This window comes from Sulfitobacter sp. OXR-159, assembly GCF_034377145.1.
Lineage (GTDB): Bacteria > Pseudomonadota > Alphaproteobacteria > Rhodobacterales > Rhodobacteraceae > Sulfitobacter.
On sequence record NZ_CP139707.1, the window covers coordinates 52,782 to 69,240 of the forward strand.

Annotated in this window: 14 protein-coding genes; 3 read left to right on the forward strand and 11 right to left on the reverse strand. The window is 61.0% G+C overall.

What is annotated here, in order from left to right; all coding sequences use genetic code 11:
• Positions 1 to 34: 34 nt before the first annotated feature.
• The 5 genes from T8A63_RS00245 to T8A63_RS00265 all read right to left on the reverse strand — a co-directional run bounded on the left by T8A63_RS00245 (position 35) and on the right by T8A63_RS00265 (position 6,597).
• The gene (locus T8A63_RS00245; protein ID WP_322344651.1) at positions 35 to 1,867 is read right to left on the reverse strand and encodes an ABC transporter ATP-binding protein; all 1,833 of its coding nucleotides are present in this window, start codon (positions 1,865 to 1,867) and stop codon (positions 35 to 37) included.
• Entirely contained in the window at positions 1,864 to 3,702 is a 1,839-nt protein-coding gene (locus T8A63_RS00250) for an ABC transporter ATP-binding protein (RefSeq protein ID WP_322344652.1), read from the reverse strand. Before T8A63_RS00250 ends, T8A63_RS00245 begins: the two co-directional genes overlap by 4 nt.
• A 165-nt stretch (positions 3,703 to 3,867) precedes the next feature.
• The gene (locus tag T8A63_RS00255; RefSeq protein WP_322344653.1) at positions 3,868 to 5,028 is read right to left on the reverse strand and encodes a CCA tRNA nucleotidyltransferase; all 1,161 of its coding nucleotides are present in this window, start codon (positions 5,026 to 5,028) and stop codon (positions 3,868 to 3,870) included.
• The gene (locus tag T8A63_RS00260) at positions 5,025 to 5,621 is read right to left on the reverse strand and encodes a CoA pyrophosphatase (RefSeq protein ID WP_322344654.1); all 597 of its coding nucleotides are present in this window, start codon (positions 5,619 to 5,621) and stop codon (positions 5,025 to 5,027) included. The genes T8A63_RS00255 and T8A63_RS00260 overlap by 4 nt, the downstream gene beginning before the upstream one ends.
• Position 5,622: 1 nt before the next feature.
• Positions 5,623 to 6,597 (reverse strand): Hsp33 family molecular chaperone HslO, encoded by a 975-nt coding sequence (locus T8A63_RS00265; RefSeq protein WP_067622281.1) that lies wholly within the window; start codon positions 6,595 to 6,597, stop codon positions 5,623 to 5,625.
• Positions 6,598 to 6,673: 76 nt separating this feature from the next.
• Here T8A63_RS00265 and T8A63_RS00270 point away from each other — a divergent pair, with 76 nt between their 5' ends.
• Positions 6,674 to 7,111, forward strand: coding sequence for an NUDIX domain-containing protein (locus tag T8A63_RS00270; protein WP_132443952.1), 438 nt, complete (start codon positions 6,674 to 6,676; stop codon positions 7,109 to 7,111).
• Here the strand turns inward: T8A63_RS00270 and T8A63_RS00275 are convergent.
• Both T8A63_RS00275 and ilvA read right to left on the reverse strand, forming a co-directional pair.
• Positions 7,108 to 8,376, reverse strand: a complete 1,269-nt coding sequence (locus T8A63_RS00275) for a PP2C family protein-serine/threonine phosphatase (RefSeq protein ID WP_300050683.1) — start codon at positions 8,374 to 8,376, stop codon at positions 7,108 to 7,110. The genes T8A63_RS00270 and T8A63_RS00275 overlap by 4 nt on opposite strands.
• A gap of 89 nt (positions 8,377 to 8,465) precedes the next feature.
• The gene (gene ilvA / locus T8A63_RS00280) at positions 8,466 to 9,698 is read right to left on the reverse strand and encodes a threonine ammonia-lyase IlvA (RefSeq protein WP_322344655.1); all 1,233 of its coding nucleotides are present in this window, start codon (positions 9,696 to 9,698) and stop codon (positions 8,466 to 8,468) included.
• Positions 9,699 to 9,822: 124 nt separating this feature from the next.
• Between ilvA and T8A63_RS00285 the strand changes: the two genes are divergently transcribed.
• Positions 9,823 to 11,049 (forward strand): argininosuccinate synthase, encoded by a 1,227-nt coding sequence (locus tag T8A63_RS00285; protein ID WP_322344656.1) that lies wholly within the window; start codon positions 9,823 to 9,825, stop codon positions 11,047 to 11,049.
• 147 nt (positions 11,050 to 11,196) lie between these two features.
• On the opposite strand, the gene T8A63_RS00290 is transcribed toward T8A63_RS00285, so the two are convergent.
• Positions 11,197 to 11,610 carry a hypothetical protein gene (locus T8A63_RS00290; RefSeq protein ID WP_322344657.1) on the reverse strand — a complete coding sequence of 138 codons (414 nt, stop codon included), beginning with the start codon at positions 11,608 to 11,610 and terminating at the stop codon, positions 11,197 to 11,199.
• Between the two features lie 67 nt (positions 11,611 to 11,677).
• Positions 11,678 to 12,376 (reverse strand): HAD family hydrolase, encoded by a 699-nt coding sequence (locus tag T8A63_RS00295; RefSeq protein ID WP_322344658.1) that lies wholly within the window; start codon positions 12,374 to 12,376, stop codon positions 11,678 to 11,680.
• Between the two features lie 155 nt (positions 12,377 to 12,531).
• Between T8A63_RS00295 and msrA the strand changes: the two genes are divergently transcribed.
• Positions 12,532 to 13,197, forward strand: coding sequence for a peptide-methionine (S)-S-oxide reductase MsrA (msrA, locus tag T8A63_RS00300; protein WP_067622262.1), 666 nt, complete (start codon positions 12,532 to 12,534; stop codon positions 13,195 to 13,197).
• 16 nt (positions 13,198 to 13,213) lie between these two features.
• On the opposite strand, the gene T8A63_RS00305 is transcribed toward msrA, so the two are convergent.
• The gene (locus T8A63_RS00305; RefSeq protein WP_120349790.1) at positions 13,214 to 14,089 is read right to left on the reverse strand and encodes a ribokinase; all 876 of its coding nucleotides are present in this window, start codon (positions 14,087 to 14,089) and stop codon (positions 13,214 to 13,216) included.
• Complete coding sequence (locus tag T8A63_RS00310; protein WP_322344659.1) at positions 14,089 to 16,347, reverse strand: NADP-dependent malic enzyme; 2,259 nt, start codon at positions 16,345 to 16,347, stop codon at positions 14,089 to 14,091. Before T8A63_RS00310 ends, T8A63_RS00305 begins: the two co-directional genes overlap by 1 nt.
• Positions 16,348 to 16,459: the final 112 nt, after the last annotated feature.

Here is a 16,459-nt window from a genome sequence, read left to right on the forward strand (position 1 = left end):
CTGCCCATAGCGCGGCAAAGGCCACAGCGAAAGCCTATTCCGCCGCCTTCACATCCAGAAACCCGCCCGACTGCCGGTGCCAATAGCGAGCATAAAGCCCGTCTTGGGCAAGCAGATCAGCATGGCTGCCGATCTCCGCGATGCGGCCTGCGTCCAACACCATGATGCGGTCCATCTCTGTCAGGGTCGACAGACGGTGCGCGATGGCAAGCACGGTTTTGCCCTCCATCACGCGGTCTAGGGTCTGCTGGATGGCCGCCTCAACTTCGCTATCCAGCGCGCTCGTCGCCTCATCCAACACCAGTATTGGCGCGTCTTTCAGGATCGCTCGGGCCAAGGCGATGCGCTGCCGCTGCCCACCCGAAAGCTTCACCCCACGCTCCCCCAGATGCGCGTCATAGCCGCGGCGGCCTTTGTGATCCTCGAGTTCCTGAATGAATTCATGCGCTTCGGCACGTTCGGCCGCCGCGATAACCTCGGCCTCTGTCGCGCCGGGCCGCCCGTAAAGGATGTTGTCCCGCGCGGAGCGGTTGAACATCGCGGTTTCTTGCGTGACCATGCCGATATTGCGCCGCAAGCTCTCTTGCGTGACTTCCGATGTATCCATTCCGTCAATCACGATCTTGCCCTGTTCCGGTTCATAGAGCCGTAAAAGCAGCGCAACGAGGGTCGATTTCCCTGCCCCCGAGGCACCAACGATCCCCAGCTTCTCGCCCGGTTTGATGGTCAGTGAAATTTGGTCGATCCCACCCGTCTGGCGGCCATAGGCAAAGCCGAGGTCGCGCAGTTCGATCTGCCCGGCCTCCACGACCAATTCCTGCGCATCAGGCCCATCATCCAACCGCACGCGCGGCGTCAAAGTGCGCATGCCGTCCTCGACCTCTCCAATATTGGAATAGATCGCCATCAGCGTGAAAGAGACCCAGCCCGTCATCTGCGCAATACGGATCGCGATGGCACCGGAGGCCACGATATCCCCCTCGCTCGCCATGCCGCGCTGCCACAGCAGGATCGTGCCGCCCAACAGCAGAACCGGCAGAAGCCCGGCAAGGCTCATCAGCGCCAAACGGAACCCGGCGGCGAGATAGCCGAACTCCAACGCCCGGGCGCGAAAGCTCTGCATTGCCGAAAGTGCTGCGCGGTCCTCGTGATCGGCATGGGCAAAGAGCTTTACCGTTTTAATGTTGGTGATCGTATCCACCACCTGCCCCGACACCAGCGCCCGCGCCCCGGCACGGCCCGCCGCCCGCTTGCGCACGCGCGGCAAGAACCAGTTGATCAGCGCCAGATACATGACCAGCCAGACCGAAAACCCAACCGCCACGCGCCAATCGATCGCCAGAAGCAGCGCCACCGACCCCACGAGGGATGCGAGCGCAAAGGCCACCACGTTGATCACCTCAGCCGCCACATCCGTCACCGCCCGCGCCGCCTGCATCTGCTTTTGCGCGATGCGCCCGGCGAAGTCTTCGTCAAAGAAATTGACGTTCTGCCCCAGCGTCCAGCGGTGCAAACGCGACAGCACCAGCGGGTTGACATTGGGCTGCACCATGATCGCGTTCGAGGCCGAGGACAGGCCGAACAGCACAGGCCGCGCCACCAAAAAGAACGCCACCGCGCCCAGTACCAACACCAGACTGCTGCCTTCGAAAAACCGCTCGGGGCCCGCGCTGACCGTGGCATCGATGACCTTGCCCAAAATCCACGCCGTGCCCGCCTCCATCGCGCCGGCGGCTGCCGACAGAAAGGCCGCGAGCCAGAGCACCGGCCAAGCGCCCGACAGGCACCAGCGCATGAAAGCCCCCAGCGTTTGCGGCGGCGGGCCATCGGCGGGGTGAAACGGGTTGATCCAGTTCGAAATGCTCACGACTTGTCATCCAATGCGAGAAAACCGCCGGACTGACGGTGCCAGAAGGCTGCATATAGGCCAGCTTTCTGCAAAAGCGCGTCATGGGTGCCTTCTTCAACGATACGGCCTTGATCCAAAACCAGAATTCGATCCATCTCGGCAATTGTGGACAGCCGGTGCGCGATGGCGATGACGGTCTTGCCCGCCATCATGCCATAGAGCGTTTCTTGGATCACCGCCTCCACCTCACTGTCGAGCGCGCTGGTTGCCTCATCCAGCATCAAGATCGGCGCATCCTTAAGGACCACCCGCGCCAGCGTGATGCGCTGACGCTGCCCGCCGGAAAGCTTCACACCCCGTTCACCGACACGGGCATCATAGCCCGCGCGCCCCTCCGGATCTGTCAGATCAAGAATGAACTCATGCGCCTGCGCCTGTTTCGCCGCCGCGACCATCTCGGCCTCGCTGGCATCGGGGCGGCCATAAAGGATGTTTTCCCGCACCGAGCGGTGCAGCAGCGATGAATCCTGCTGCACGACACCGATATGCCGCCGCAGACTGTCTTGCCGCACCTGTGCAATGTCCTGCCCGTCGATCCGGATCTGACCTGTTTCGGCATCGTAGAACCGCAGCATCAGTTTCACGAGGGTCGATTTCCCTGCGCCAGAGCGGCCAACAAGGCCAATCTTCTCCCCCGGCTGCACGGTGATATCGATACCTTGGATCCCGCCGCTTTCGCGCCCGTAATGATGGCTTAGCCCTGCAATCTCAATCCGGCCTTCGGTCAGCTTCAAGGGGGGCGCATCGCGTCGGTCGGTCAGGGCGAGGGGCTGGGCGATGGTCTCCATCCCCTCGGCCACGACACCCAGTTCGCGGAAGAAACTCGACAGCGCCCACATGATCCAACTGGTCATTGAGTTAAGCCGCAGCGCCAGCGCGGCGGCAGCGGCCACGACGCCGACGCTCGCTTCGCCCGCCATCCAAAGCACCAGCGCCCAGCCGACGATACCCACGATCAACATGCCGTTGAGAAGGGTCAGCACCACGTCCATGATGCTGAAAATCCGCATCTCGCCCTGAAAGGTACGCCGCGCCTCTTCGATGGCCTCTCCGGCAAAGTCGACCTCAAGGTCATGATGCGCGAACATTTTGACCGAATGGATATTCGTATAAGCATCCACGACACGCCCGGTCACTTGCGAGCGCGCATCCGACGCCGCTTTTGAGGCTGGGCCGACCCGTTTGATCGTCCAGGCCACCAAGCCGCCGTAGAGCACAAACCAGCCCAAAAGCGGCACTAACAAACGTATATCGGAGGTAGAAAGCAGGATCGCCGCGCCGATCATATAGGCCAGCGAGTAAGAGATCGCATCAAAGACCTGAAACACTACCTCCCCCGCCGCAGGGGGAGTTTGCATGATCCGGTTGGCGATACGCCCGGCGAAATCATTCTCGAACCAGCCGACGGATTGCCGCAAGACATGCCGATGCGCCCGCCAGCGGATCAGGGTGCCAAAGTTTGGCAGGATGGCGTTGTTCAGCAGCATCACGTCGACCGCCTGCACCAAGGGCCGCAGGAACAGCACGGCAAGGGCCACGAGGGTCAGTTCGGTGCCATAGTCCTCCCACATCTGCGCGGGGTCGCTGTCGAGCAGGTCAACGATACGGCCCATATAGTAGATCAAACCGATCTCAATCGCCGCGACAAGGATCGCCATCACCCCGGCGAGGACAAAGACCTTTTTAAACGGCTGCGCATAGTCCCGCAAAAAGGGCCAAAGCCCCTGCGGCGGGTGATCCTTTTCCCGATAGGCAACATAGGGATTAACGAGGTTTTCGAAAAAGCGAAACATGGGGAGACCTTGGAAATAGACGTGCAAAATACGCGGCAAAGCCCAATAGCAAAGCCGCAAAGGGGCAATGGTTATGCCAGCTTAGCTAAACCAGATCCCGCGGTACATCTCGCCCATCTCCCTTGTAATGCGGTTTGGATAGCCGAATTTCCGCGCGATGTCGACCTAGCTGGACTTCCGCAGCAACTCCGCGCGGGTCTGGGTGAAGCCGGAGTTGATCCAGATTTGCTCCAGCCGGGCAAGCTCTTGCCCTAAGGCCGGGCCTTTGAACGCTGGCATCAGGTCTTTGGCTGTTATCGGAAAACGGGCAGTGGCGGCGCTTGAAATCGTCTCTAACACAGTGGTTTCGGGCATCTTTTCTGCCATAGCGCCGCGTAGCAATGCAGCGCCACGGGCGATCCCTGCCCCATGACGATAGGCAAGTTTGGCCAGCGGTGGCCCGGCAAAGCCTTGCTCTTGCAGCAACGTCAGACGCTTGGCCTCTGCCTTGCTCAACCGCAGACGATCCGCCAAGGCTTCCCCGCCCAGCGCGGCCAGCCGAACCAGCCAGTCAGGCTCAAGCCCCAACATTTGTTCAAAATGAACCAGCATGGATAGCCAGCGGTCATCACTCCCCGGCAAAAGCACCGGCAAGGCACCGGTTTGCCGCATCAACGCCAAGGCGGGGGCGGGATCCGGCGCGCGGAGGAGCTTTTTGAACTCCTGCCCGACACGCTCGGCCGACAGCGTTTCTAACCCATCCAAGTTCGACGCGATGGCATCCAGCGCATCAGGCTCCGGCCCCGCCTCCGGGTCGCCATACCACGCCATGAAGCGAAAATAGCGCAGGGTGCGCAGGTAATCCTCGCGGATACGCTGACCTGCATCCTCGATAAAACGCAGCCGTCGCGCGTACAGGTCAGGCAGGCCGCCCAACGGGTCGATCACACGGCCCTCGGGCGTGGCATAGAGCGCGTTCATCGTGAAATCGCGGCGCCGGGCGTCCTCGGTGATATCGGTCGAGAAAGCCACAACCGCCCGGCGGCCATCGGTTTCCACATCGCGCCGAAAGGTGGTGATCTCAAACGGTTTGCCGCCCGACACAAGCGTTACCGTGCCATGCTCGATCCCTGTCGGCACGGCCTTGACCCCGGCGGCTTTGGCCAGCGCCATCACCGTTTCAGGTGTCGCATCGGTGGAGAGGTCCACATCGCTGTCCGGCAGACCCAACAGCGCGTCGCGCACGCAACCGCCGACGAAATAGATACGGTGCCCGCCATCCTGCACCACGCGGCAAACCCGCTGTGCGTCTGCGTCATGTAACCATCGCGTCGTGGTTGGAATCATCTGTTCATTCGTTTCGCCCATGCCCGCAACATACGCGCGGTCGCGCCCCAGATGTAATAGGGGCCATAGGGAACAGCGTAATAATACCGCCGCTGGCCGCGCCAACGCCGGGAATGCACAAGGTAGTTGCTGGGGTTCAGCACATGGTCAAGCGGCACGCGAAACACCTCTTCGACCTCGCCGGGTTCTGGCACCACGGTGAAATCGCGCGTCACATAGCCGATCACGGGAGTCACGCTAAAGCCGGTGACCGTCTCATGGGCCGGAAGAACGCCCAAGACATCCACGATGTCGCTCGGCAGGCCGATCTCTTCGCGCGCTTCGCGCAGGGCGGCGGCGATGACATCCGCATCGCCGCCGTCTTGCTTGCCCCCCGGAAAGGCAATCTGCCCGGGGTGATGTTTCAGCGCCGAAGACCGCTTGGTCAGGATCAGTTCCAGCCGCGTACCGGTATCCACCACCGGGGCGAGCACACCCGCAGGCCGCAGACTGCGCCCCTCGGGCAGGGTGACCTCCGGGTTCAGATCGAAATCAGAGGATTCTACCCCAGTCTGGGCAAGGGCCTCGCGAAAGGATTGGAACCGGTCGCTCACCCTAGGCCTTGGCGTCGAAACCGACCGTGGCCGGATCAAGGTCATAATGCGCGCCGCAGAACTGACAGTCTGCGGTCACCCGCCCCTCGTCCGTCGTCATCTTTTCGATATCGCGGGCCGAGTAGATCGAAAGGCTTTGACGCACGCGGTCTTCGGAACAGGTGCAGCCGAAACGCACCGGCTGAGGGTCATAGACCCGCGGTTGTTCCTCGTGAAACAATCGCAACAGAAGATCGGTCGGCGGTACGCTGGGGCCGATCAGCTCAAGATCCTCAACCGTGCCGAGCAGGATGTTCACGCGGTTCCAATTCTCGGCCTCGTCGCCTTCGACCAAATCATCGGCTTTGAGGACCTCACCCGTCCCTTCGCCCGACGCTGATAGCGGCGAGGCTTTGGGCATATGCTGCAACATGATGCCACCAGCACGCCAATGCTCTGGCTCGCCGGGGCCCGACGATTTGCCAAAGCTCAGCGAAAAGCGGGTCGGCAACTGCTCGGACTGGGCGAAATAGGCTTCCGCACAGGCAGCCAAAGACCCACCGGCCAGCGGCGTGATGCCCTGATAGGGGGTCATGCCTTTGCCTTGGTCGATCATGATCGCGAAATAGCCTTCGCCGATCTGTTCAAACGGGGCGTCATCGGTCAGCCGATCCGCATCATAGCTGGCATAGGCGCGGATGCGCGCAGGCTCGCCTTCCTTTTCGGGGCCGTAGTAATCAGTCGCGATCATCCGAACGGCACCTTTGGATTGCACCTGTAGCGACAGTTTCCAACGCAGTTTGATCGTCTGACCGATCAATGCGGTCAACAACGCCATCTCGGCCACCAAGGCTTCGACCTGCGGCGGATAGTCGTGCTGCTTCAGGATGCCTTCCAACACGCCATCAAGCCGCGCCACGCGGCCGCGCATGTCGACATCATCAAGCTGAAAGGGCAGAACGGTATCGTCCCACGCGATTTTAGTTCCTTGGGTCATCGGGTTTCCTTATCGGGGGCCGCTTGGCATACCGCGTCTATATAGGCGCAGCAACCCATGGAAAAAGGGGCAGCAGATGATCCGACGTACAGGTGAGACACCACAGCCCGGCCAAAGCTACACACCGCGGCCCGGGGTCTATGCCATTCTCCCGCTGCAACGCCGCTTTCTGATGACGCTGGAAATGGCCCAAGACACCGAGGTGCAATTGCCCGGCGGCGGTATCGAAGCGGGAGAATCCCCGCTCCAAGCACTCCACCGCGAAGTGCTGGAGGAAACCGGCTGGCGCATTGCCCGCCCGCGCCGATTGGGCGCGTTCCGTCGCTTTACCTATATGAAAGATTACGACCTCTGGGCGCAAAAGATCTGCCATATCTACGTCGCGCATCCCGTGCGCCAGATCGCCGCGCCGACAGAACCACATCACGCCACTTTGGTGCTATCGGCCAGCGAAGCATTGGCGACCCTCGCAAACGAAGGCGACCGCCTGTTTCTGCAACGCCACCTGCGCTAAACGTTGCCCTGATACTCAAGCAATATCCCTGACACATCATCGGGGAAATCACGGCTGCCCGCGAATTCGGAAAGCTTCCAAACCAGCGCGCTGAGAAGCGCCGGACCGCTGAACCGGCGCAATTCACCCAGCATCCCTGCCAAACCCTCTTCGCCCAACATCTCTCCGCCCGGATCGGGGCATTCCGTCACCCCATCCGATAGAATCAACAGCCTGTCCCCCGGCGCCATCTGAAGCTTATATTCCTCAAACCCCACCCCGGCGAGCAAGCCAACAGGAAAGCCCCCGGTGCCCGGCTGTTCGACCTGCCCATCGCCGCGCAGCAAAGCGGGATGCGGGTGCCCTGCCTGCGCAACTGTGACCTCCCCGGTGGTGAGGTCGGCAATCGCCAGCATTAGCGTAAAATAATGCTCCGTCTCCATCTCATGAAGAACAAGATCGTTAAGCTCTTCGATCACCTCCCCCGGGGGGCGCGCCGCATAGCTGCCCCCGGGCAATAGCGTGAGCGCAAGGTTCTGGTCCGGCGTCGACGCCGACAGATATCCGGCCAGCCGCGCCGTCATTAGGGCCGAGCTGATGCCATGGCCCGACACATCCAAACCGAAAAGCCCCACGACCCCCGGTCGCACAGGGAAATACCCCACCAAATCGCCGCCAACATGCCCGGCAGAGCGCAGCATCATCGACAGATTGCCCCCCTCCATGGCGCGATAGCGTTCGCGGAGCAGCGATTGCTGGAATTTCTTGGCCTCAATCAAATCCTTGTCGATCAGCGCATGCACCTGCCGAAGAACATCCAATGTTTCGGTGATCAGCTTGTTTTTCTGCGTCAGCTCACGCTGCATGACCAGAAAACGCTCCCCAGCCATGACCCGGGCGCGCAGGTCCGGCGGACCGATTGGCCGGATCAACACATCATCAGCCCCCGCATCAAGGGCGCGGGTCACCGCGCCACCTTCAGGCCTGTCGGTGAGCAGAATGAAATAGCCACGACGCTCTTCCGACAGGCTTCGGAAAGTCCGGCAGACGTCGAGCCCCGACAGCCCCGTCATCGCCCAACTGCAGAGCACAATATCAGGCAAACGGCGCTCGCAAAGGGTCAGAGCCACAGCACCCGACGCGGCAGAGATCACCTCATACCCCCATGCCCTCAGAGACGCCGAGAGAAAACCCCGATGGGTTTCATCCCCCTCAACCACCAAAATCAATGGCGACACAGCAGGCGTCGCCACCGCTTCAGAGAGGCTGGGGATATCCAATTTCATGCGACACGATCCTGACAGGCCCGCTGATCTAAACAGCGGTGCCTTACCGAAACGTGAATTCTTCTGTAAATCCGCCGCGTCGGGCGCGCCTACAGCACGAACTGCGCCAAGGTCTCGTCGTTGGTGATATCCGTATAGGTAAAGCCGGATTGCCCCAGCTGTTCAAGGAAGGGCTTAAAATTCTCAGGTCGCCGCGTCTCGATCCCAATGAGGACAGAGCCGAAATTTCGCGCCGACTTCTTCAAATACTCAAACCGGCAGATGTCATCCTCCGGGCCAAGCAGCATCAGAAACTCCTTCAACGCCCCCGGCCGCTGCGGCATGCGCAGGATGAAATACTTCTTCACGCCCGAATAGCGCTGCGCCCGCTCTTTGACCTCTGGCAAACGCTCGAAATCGAAATTGCCGCCCGAAGCCACACAGACCACCGTCTTGCCGACAATCTGATCGGCCACCTCGCCCAGCGCATCTATCGACAGCGCGCCTGCTGGCTCTAAAACGATGCCTTCGACATTCAACATCTCGTTGATCGTCACGCAAATCCGGTCCTCCGGCAGATGCACCACATCCGCCGGGTTCACCCCGCGCAAACGCTCAAAGGTCCGCGCGCCGATCTTGGCCACCGCAGCGCCATCCACAAAGTTATCGATCGGAGAGACATCGACCGGCGCCCCGGCCTCCAACGCCCGCGCAAGGCTCGGTGCCCCTGCGGGTTCGACGAATGTATAGTCGCAGGCGTCCCCAAAATAACTGACCACCCCCGAAGACAGCCCGCCGCCGCCTACGGGCAAGATCACCCGATCCGGCACCTGGCCCAATTGCGCGGCAATCTCCACAGCAACAGAAGCCTGCCCCTCAATCACGTCATCATCGTCAAAAGGCGACAGGAAATGCGCGCCCTCGTCCCGGCAGAAACTCTGTGCCGCCGCCAAGGTCGCATCGAAATAATCCCCCACCAGCCGAATCTCGACATTCTCACCGCCGAACATCCGGGTCTTTTGCACCTTCTGCTGCGGCGTGGTCACCGGCATGAAAATCACGCCGCGCACCCCGAAATGGCTACAGGCAAAAGCCACCCCCTGCGCATGGTTCCCCGCCGAGGCACAGACAAACAACCCCTGCCCCGGGATCACTTTGCGCATCGCATTGAACGCGCCACGCAGTTTGTAAGAGCGAACCGGGCTTAAATCCTCGCGCTTCAGCCAGATATCCGCGCCAAAGCGCTCCGACAGATGCTCATTCCGCAACAGTGGTGTGGCCGGAAACAACACCCGCAACGCCTCTGCCGCCGCCTGTGCTTTCTGTGCAAATTCATCCGCCATTTGTGCTCTCCTTGCTGCCATTCGTCGATAGGCGCGCAGCCTGCATAGGTCAACGCAGGCTTCAATCTTGCCCGCGCCCGCGAAAACCGCTACCTCGCAGGGCGAACTTGAAAGGAACCCCGTCATGTCCGCGCCCAAGAAAGTCGTGCTTGCCTATTCCGGCGGCCTCGATACCTCGATCATCCTGAAATGGCTGCAAACCGAATATGGCTGCGAGGTGGTGACCTTCACCGCCGACCTCGGCCAAGGTGAAGAGCTTGAACCGGCCCGAAAAAAGGCCGAGATGATGGGCATCGCGCCAGAGAACATCTACATCGAAGACGTGCGCGAGGAATTCGTCCGCGACTTCGTCTTCCCGATGTTCCGCGCCAACGCGGTCTATGAAGGTCTGTATCTCTTGGGCACCTCCATCGCCCGCCCGCTGATCTCCAAACGCCTCGTGGAAATCGCCGAAGAAACCGGTGCCGATGCCGTGGCCCACGGTGCAACCGGCAAAGGCAACGATCAGGTCCGCTTTGAACTGGCCGCCTACGCGCTCAACCCCGACATCAAAGTCATCGCCCCTTGGCGCGAATGGGATCTGTCGAGCCGCACCAAACTCTTGGAATTCGCCGAAGCGCACCAAATCCCCGTCGCAAAAGACAAACGTGGCGAAGCCCCCTTCTCCGTCGATGCCAACCTGCTGCACACCTCTTCCGAAGGCAAAGTCCTCGAAGACCCAGCCATCGACGCGCCCGACTATGTCTACCAGCGCACGGTGAACCCCGAAGACGCGCCGGACACGCCCGAATACATCGAAATCGGCTTTGAGCGCGGCGATGCCGTCAGCATCAACGGCGAAGCTATGTCCCCCGCCACGATCCTCACCAAATTGAACGAGCTTGGCGGCAAACATGGCTGTGGACGTCTCGATCTGGTCGAAGGCCGCTTCGTCGGCATGAAATCCCGCGGCATCTATGAGACCCCCGGTGGCACCCTGCTGCTCGAAGCCCACCGCGGCATCGAATCCATCACCCTCGACCGCGGCGCCATGCACCTCAAAGACGAGCTGATGCCGAAATACGCCGAACTGATCTACAACGGCTTCTGGTACAGCCCCGAACGGACCATGCTGCAAGCCGCCATCGACGCGAGCCAAACCCATGTCACCGGCACCGTGCGCCTGAAACTCTACAAAGGTCATGTCCGCACCGTGGGTCGCTGGTCCGATCACAGCCTCTATTCCGAGGCCCATGTCACCTTTGAAGACGACGCCGGCGCCTATGACCAAAAAGACGCCGCAGGCTTCATCCAACTGAACGCCCTGCGCCTCAAACTCCTCGCCGCCCGCGATAAGCGCACCAAAGGCTGAGCCAAGAGGGGACCTAATTTCTCTCTTCATCCTTTCTTAAATACCCGCGGGGGTCCGGGGGCAGCGCCCCCGGCGGTCTGCCCCGCGCACAGACGCAAAAGGCCCGGACGTTCCCGCCCGGGCCTTTCTACATCTATCAATGCCAAATCAATCGGCAGTGATGACTTTCATCACCAATTCGCCGTTTGGCTTGATCGGCCCGTCTTCCTTGGCGCCCAGCGTGTATTCGAACACACCGGTCTTCATGCCGCCATCTTCGGAATGCACCATCAGCATCAGCATATCACCCGAAGCCACGTCCTCTTGCAGGATCGCGACCACGTCGGTGTTCTCACCCGCACGCAGCGGCGCATAGCCCACAACGGGGCCGGGCTTCATGTCGGCATCGGTGCGGTGCACGACCAGCCAGCCATTCTCTCCTGCCATCACTTTATCGGCGCTAACGACGCCATTCGAAACATCTTGGCCCGACGCTTCGACCATTGCCATGGCATGGGCATCAGCCCATGCGCCACCGGCGATCATGGACAGGGCGACTACGGTGCTTGCAAATTTTTCCATCTGGTTTTCCCTCCGTTTGAAATAACGCCGTAGTCACGACAGCGACCCAAAATAAGTTTCGCAGATTTTAGAAATTTTTAAGACGTTCCACAAATAGCTGCTCATAATAGGGTAAGGCGGCGGCCAGAACCTCAGCATTCGCCCCGTTCAGCAGGGGCACCCCCCCCTCGGGTCCGGCAAATCCGGTGCTTTGATGAATCGCCCCATACCAATGCGGGGCCCAAACCCCATCCTCGGGGCGTGGTCCGGCAGGCCAGCGCAGCATCGCAGGGTCGAAAGGCAGACCGACCGCGGCGCAGAGTTTGCGCAGCATCCCCTCTGGGTCCGCACGGATATCGCCACTGTCGATGACCAGCCCGCCCAAACGCTCAAACAGCATAAGCTGTCGGTCAAATCCAATGTCCGCCAAACGGGGCGCTTCACGTTTCGCGGCGTAGCTCGCGATCACCCGTGCGGGATGGCGGATCAGATGGATGTTCACACAATCCTCCGCCCAGTCCAGCGGAAACCCGTCGATCATATGCTGCGCCATATGTTTCATATAAAGATGCCGCGCGCCGTCCTGCACAAACCCCAAGGGCACCCGCGCAGGGTCTTGCTCCTGAGCCGCCAGCACGGCGTCGCGCATCGGATGTTCCAACCCGGTCGCCTTCAGATAGGCCGCGTAGAAAGGCTCATCCATCGCGGTAAAGTCCTGCCGCGCCCCGAAACTATACATCATCGCGGTGCTTAGATTGCGTGGCCCTGACCACATCGCAATTCGCATGAAAGGTTTCCCCCATTGCCGTTAAACCCGGAACGCTAGAAAGAACGCGCCATCTCGCCAAGTGGTAAATTGCCTTCACCAGCGCGTGACTTCCCCTGCCCCGGCCTTGCGCTATCTCAGTCCCAGCGGCAACCCTACGCCAGAGGAGGACCATCATGTTCCGAAAAACAATGTTCAAACCCGCCATTCTGACCCTCGCCATCACCTTGGGCCTCGCGGCGCAGAACCGCCCTGCCGCTGCGGCGCAAACCGAGGTACTGACCGTCGCAGGCGGCTGTTTCTGGTGCGTCGAGGCGGATTTCGAATCCGTCAAAGGCGTGAAAGAAGCCGTCTCGGGCTTTGCCGGGGGGCGCACCCAGAACCCCACCTACAAACAGGTCACCGGCGGCAACACCGGCCATTATGAGGCCGTGCAAATCCAATTCGACCCAGACGTGGTCAGCCGTAAAACGCTGCTGGACCTCTTTTTCCGCTCAATCGACCCGACGGATGCGGGCGGTCAATTCTGTGACCGAGGGGAAAGCTACCGCACCGCGATCTTTGCGGGCAGCCCTGCCCAGAAAAGCGCCGCAGAGGCGGCCAAGGCCGAGGCGCAGACCGCCCTTGGCGCCAAGGTCGTGACCCCAATCCTTGGCGATGCGCCGTTTTATCCGGCTGAGGATTACCACCAAGACTACTACAAAAGCAGCGAGCGGCTGGCCTTCAGCAGTGTCGGCGTGGCGGTCAAAAAGTCAGTCGCCTACAAACGCTACCGCAACGGCTGTGGCCGGGATGCCCGTGTGAAACAGCTTTGGGGCAGCGCGGCACCCTTTGTGAAGTAACCGCGACACCGATCGCTTAGGTACGAAAATCGTGATCCCGGATCTCTTTCAGGTCGGGGATCACATCCGCGGTGCCATGGCGCATGACCATCAACGCCCCGGCGCGCATCGCCAGATCAATCGCCTGCGGCATGGTCATCCCCCGGTCCAACCCCGCGACCAGATAGCCGGTAAAGGTATCCCCCGCCCCGGTCGTATCCACCGCCTCGACCCGATAGGCAGGGTAGCTTTCCACCAGATGCGCCTTGTTAGAGACCCATTCGCAGCCCCCGGCGCCCAGTGTCACCACGATGTCATCGACAGGCAGTTGTCGCAGCTCGCCCCCCGTCGCGGCCCGAAGCTGCGCCGCTTCGACTTCGTTCAATACCAACAGATCGATCTGGTCTAGGATCGCCGTCACCGCCGCCGCATCGAAAGGCGCGGCGGCATAGGCCAGCCGCAGGCCCAATGTCTTTGCCGTCCGGGCCGCGAACCGCTGGCCGTTGGTCTCATTCTGCATCAACAGCCAATCGCCAGAGGAGGCCTCACTCAGCGCCGCGCCGATCATCTCATCGGTGATTTCGTGGTTGGTGCCGGGGAAAATGACGATGTTGTTCTCGCCCTCAAGATCAACGGCGATATTGGCGTGGCCGGTGACCCCCTCCATCAAGGTGATATGCGCCGTCTCGACCCCGTATTCCAGCAGCCTTTCCAGCGCCCAACCGCCATCGGCCCCCAGCGCGCCGACATGCATCACCCGCGTCCCGGCGCGGGCGGCGGCAACCGACATATTGGCCCCCTTACCGCCCAGCCCTTGTCGAAAATTGCGGGCCGAAATGGTCTCTCCCGGCCCCGGCAGATGGGGCAACAGATAGAAGTTATCCGCGTTGATAGAGCCGAGGTTCCAGATCATCAGCCCACCTTGCAGGCCGCGAGAATGGCCATGTTAAGAATGTCATTCGCCGTGGAGGTGGAGGAGCAGATCTGAATTGACTTGTCCAATCCCGTAAGGATCGGCCCGATCACCGTGGCCCCCGCCATCTCTTGCATCAGCTTGACCGAGATGCTGGCCGAGTGCCGCGCTGGCACCACGAGGATATTGGCAGGCCCCGTCAGCCGCGAGAACGGGTAGTTCGCCTGACTGGCCGCATTCAGAGCCACGTCGACGGTCATCTCGCCTTCGTATTCGAAATCGACGCCGCGCCGGTCGAGCACTTCGGGCGCGAGGTGCATCTTTTCGGCGCGTTCCGAGACGGGGTAGCCAAAGGTCGAGAAGCTGACAAAGGCCACCCGCGGCTCCAGCCCCAGATGCCGCGCTACGCGGGCACCGCTTTCAGCGATATTAGCCAGATCGTTCTCATCGGGCCATTCATGAACCAGCGTGTCCGCGATAAAGACGATGCGCCCCTTGTGCAGCAACGCCGTGATGCCTGCGGCTCCGGCTTCGGCATTGGCCTCAAAGACATGGTTCAACCGTTCCAGAACATGCGCCGATTTGCGCGTGGCCCCGGTGACCAGACCATCGCCATGTCCATGCGCCAGCATCAGCGCCGCGAAGACGTGACGATCGCGCGAAGCAAGGCGGTGGATGTCTTTGCGGTCAAACCCTTTGCGCTGCAGACGGCCATAAAGGAAATCTTTGTATGTTTCCAAATGCTGCGTATTGGCAGCGTTCACCACCTCCAACTCGCGCACCGCATCTTCCATGCCCGCTTCTTCGAGCTTGGCGCGCACGTCGTCCTCGCGGCCCACGACCAAGGCTTTCCCCAGCCCGGCGCGCTGGTACATGACCGCCGCGCGCAGTACTTTGGGATCATCGCCCTCGGCAAAGATCATCCGCGCCTGATTGGCCCGAGCGCGGGCGTTGATGCCGCGCAGGATGCTCGCCGTCGGGTCCATCCGCGATTTCAGACCCAGTTCATAGGCATCCATATCGATGATCGGCCGCCGCGCCGCCCCTGTGTCCATCCCCGCCTTGGCCACGGCAGGCGGAATGCGGTGGATCAAGCGCGGATCAAAGGGCGTGGGGATGATATAGTCGCGACCAAAGCTCAGCGTTCGGCCATAGGCCAGCGCCACTTCATCGGGCACATCCTCACGCGCCAGCTGCGCCAAAGCATGGGCGCAGGCGATCTTCATCTCATCGTTGATAGCGCGTGCGTGAATATCCAGGGCACCGCGGAAGAGATAGGGAAAGCCCAGCACGTTGTTAACTTGGTTCGGATAATCCGACCGCCCGGTGGCGACGATGGCGTCCATACGGACCTCATGCGCCTCTTCGGGGGTGATCTCTGGATCCGGGTTCGCCATGGCGAAGATCACCGGGTTGTCGGCCATGGAGGCAACCATCGCAGGCGTCACCGCACCCTTGACCGAAACGCCGAGGAAGACATCCGCGCCCTTCATCGCCTCTTCGAGGCTGCGCAGCTCGGTATTGGCAGCATGGGCCGATTTCCACTGGTTCATGCCCTCGGTACGACCCTGATAGATCACACCCTTGGTGTCGCACATGATGCAGTTGTCATGCCGCGCGCCCATCGATTTGAGCAGTTCCAGACAGGCGATACCCGCCGCCCCCGCCCCGTTGAGCACGATGTGCACATCTTCGATCTTTTTGCCCGACAGATGCAGCGCGTTGATCAGACCCGCTGCGCAGATCACCGCCGTGCCGTGCTGGTCGTCATGGAAGACGGGGATGTCCATCTCTTCCTTCAGACGTTGTTCGATGATGAAACACTCAGGCGCTTTGATGTCTTCGAGGTTGATGCCGCCAAAGGTTGGCCCCATCAGCTTACACGCGTTGATGAAAGCCTCGGTATCCTCAGTATCCAACTCGATATCGATCGAGTTCACATCGGCAAAGCGTTTGAACAGAACCGCCTTGCCCTCCATCACCGGCTTGGAGGCCAGCGCGCCGAGGTTCCCCAAGCCCAGCACCGCCGTCCCGTTTGAGATCACCGCAACCAGATTACCCTTGTTGGTGTAGTCATAGGCCGTCTCGGGGTTTTCCGCGATCGCCTCACAGGGCACCGCCACGCCGGGGGAATAGGCGAGGCTGAGGTCCCGCTGGGTGGTCATCGGCACCGTCGCCGAGATCTCGAATTTGCCGGGCGTCGGCTCAAGGTGAAAGGCAAGCGCCTCTTCAGAGGTGATACGGTTCTTTCTGGTCACGATATGGCCCTTCCCTTGCTTTGGAATCTTCTTAGCCACGATCGGACGCCTGCACAACGCAAGCGCCGCGTCAGAGCAAAATTGCCCGATAAAGGCCGCCCATCACGCCTGC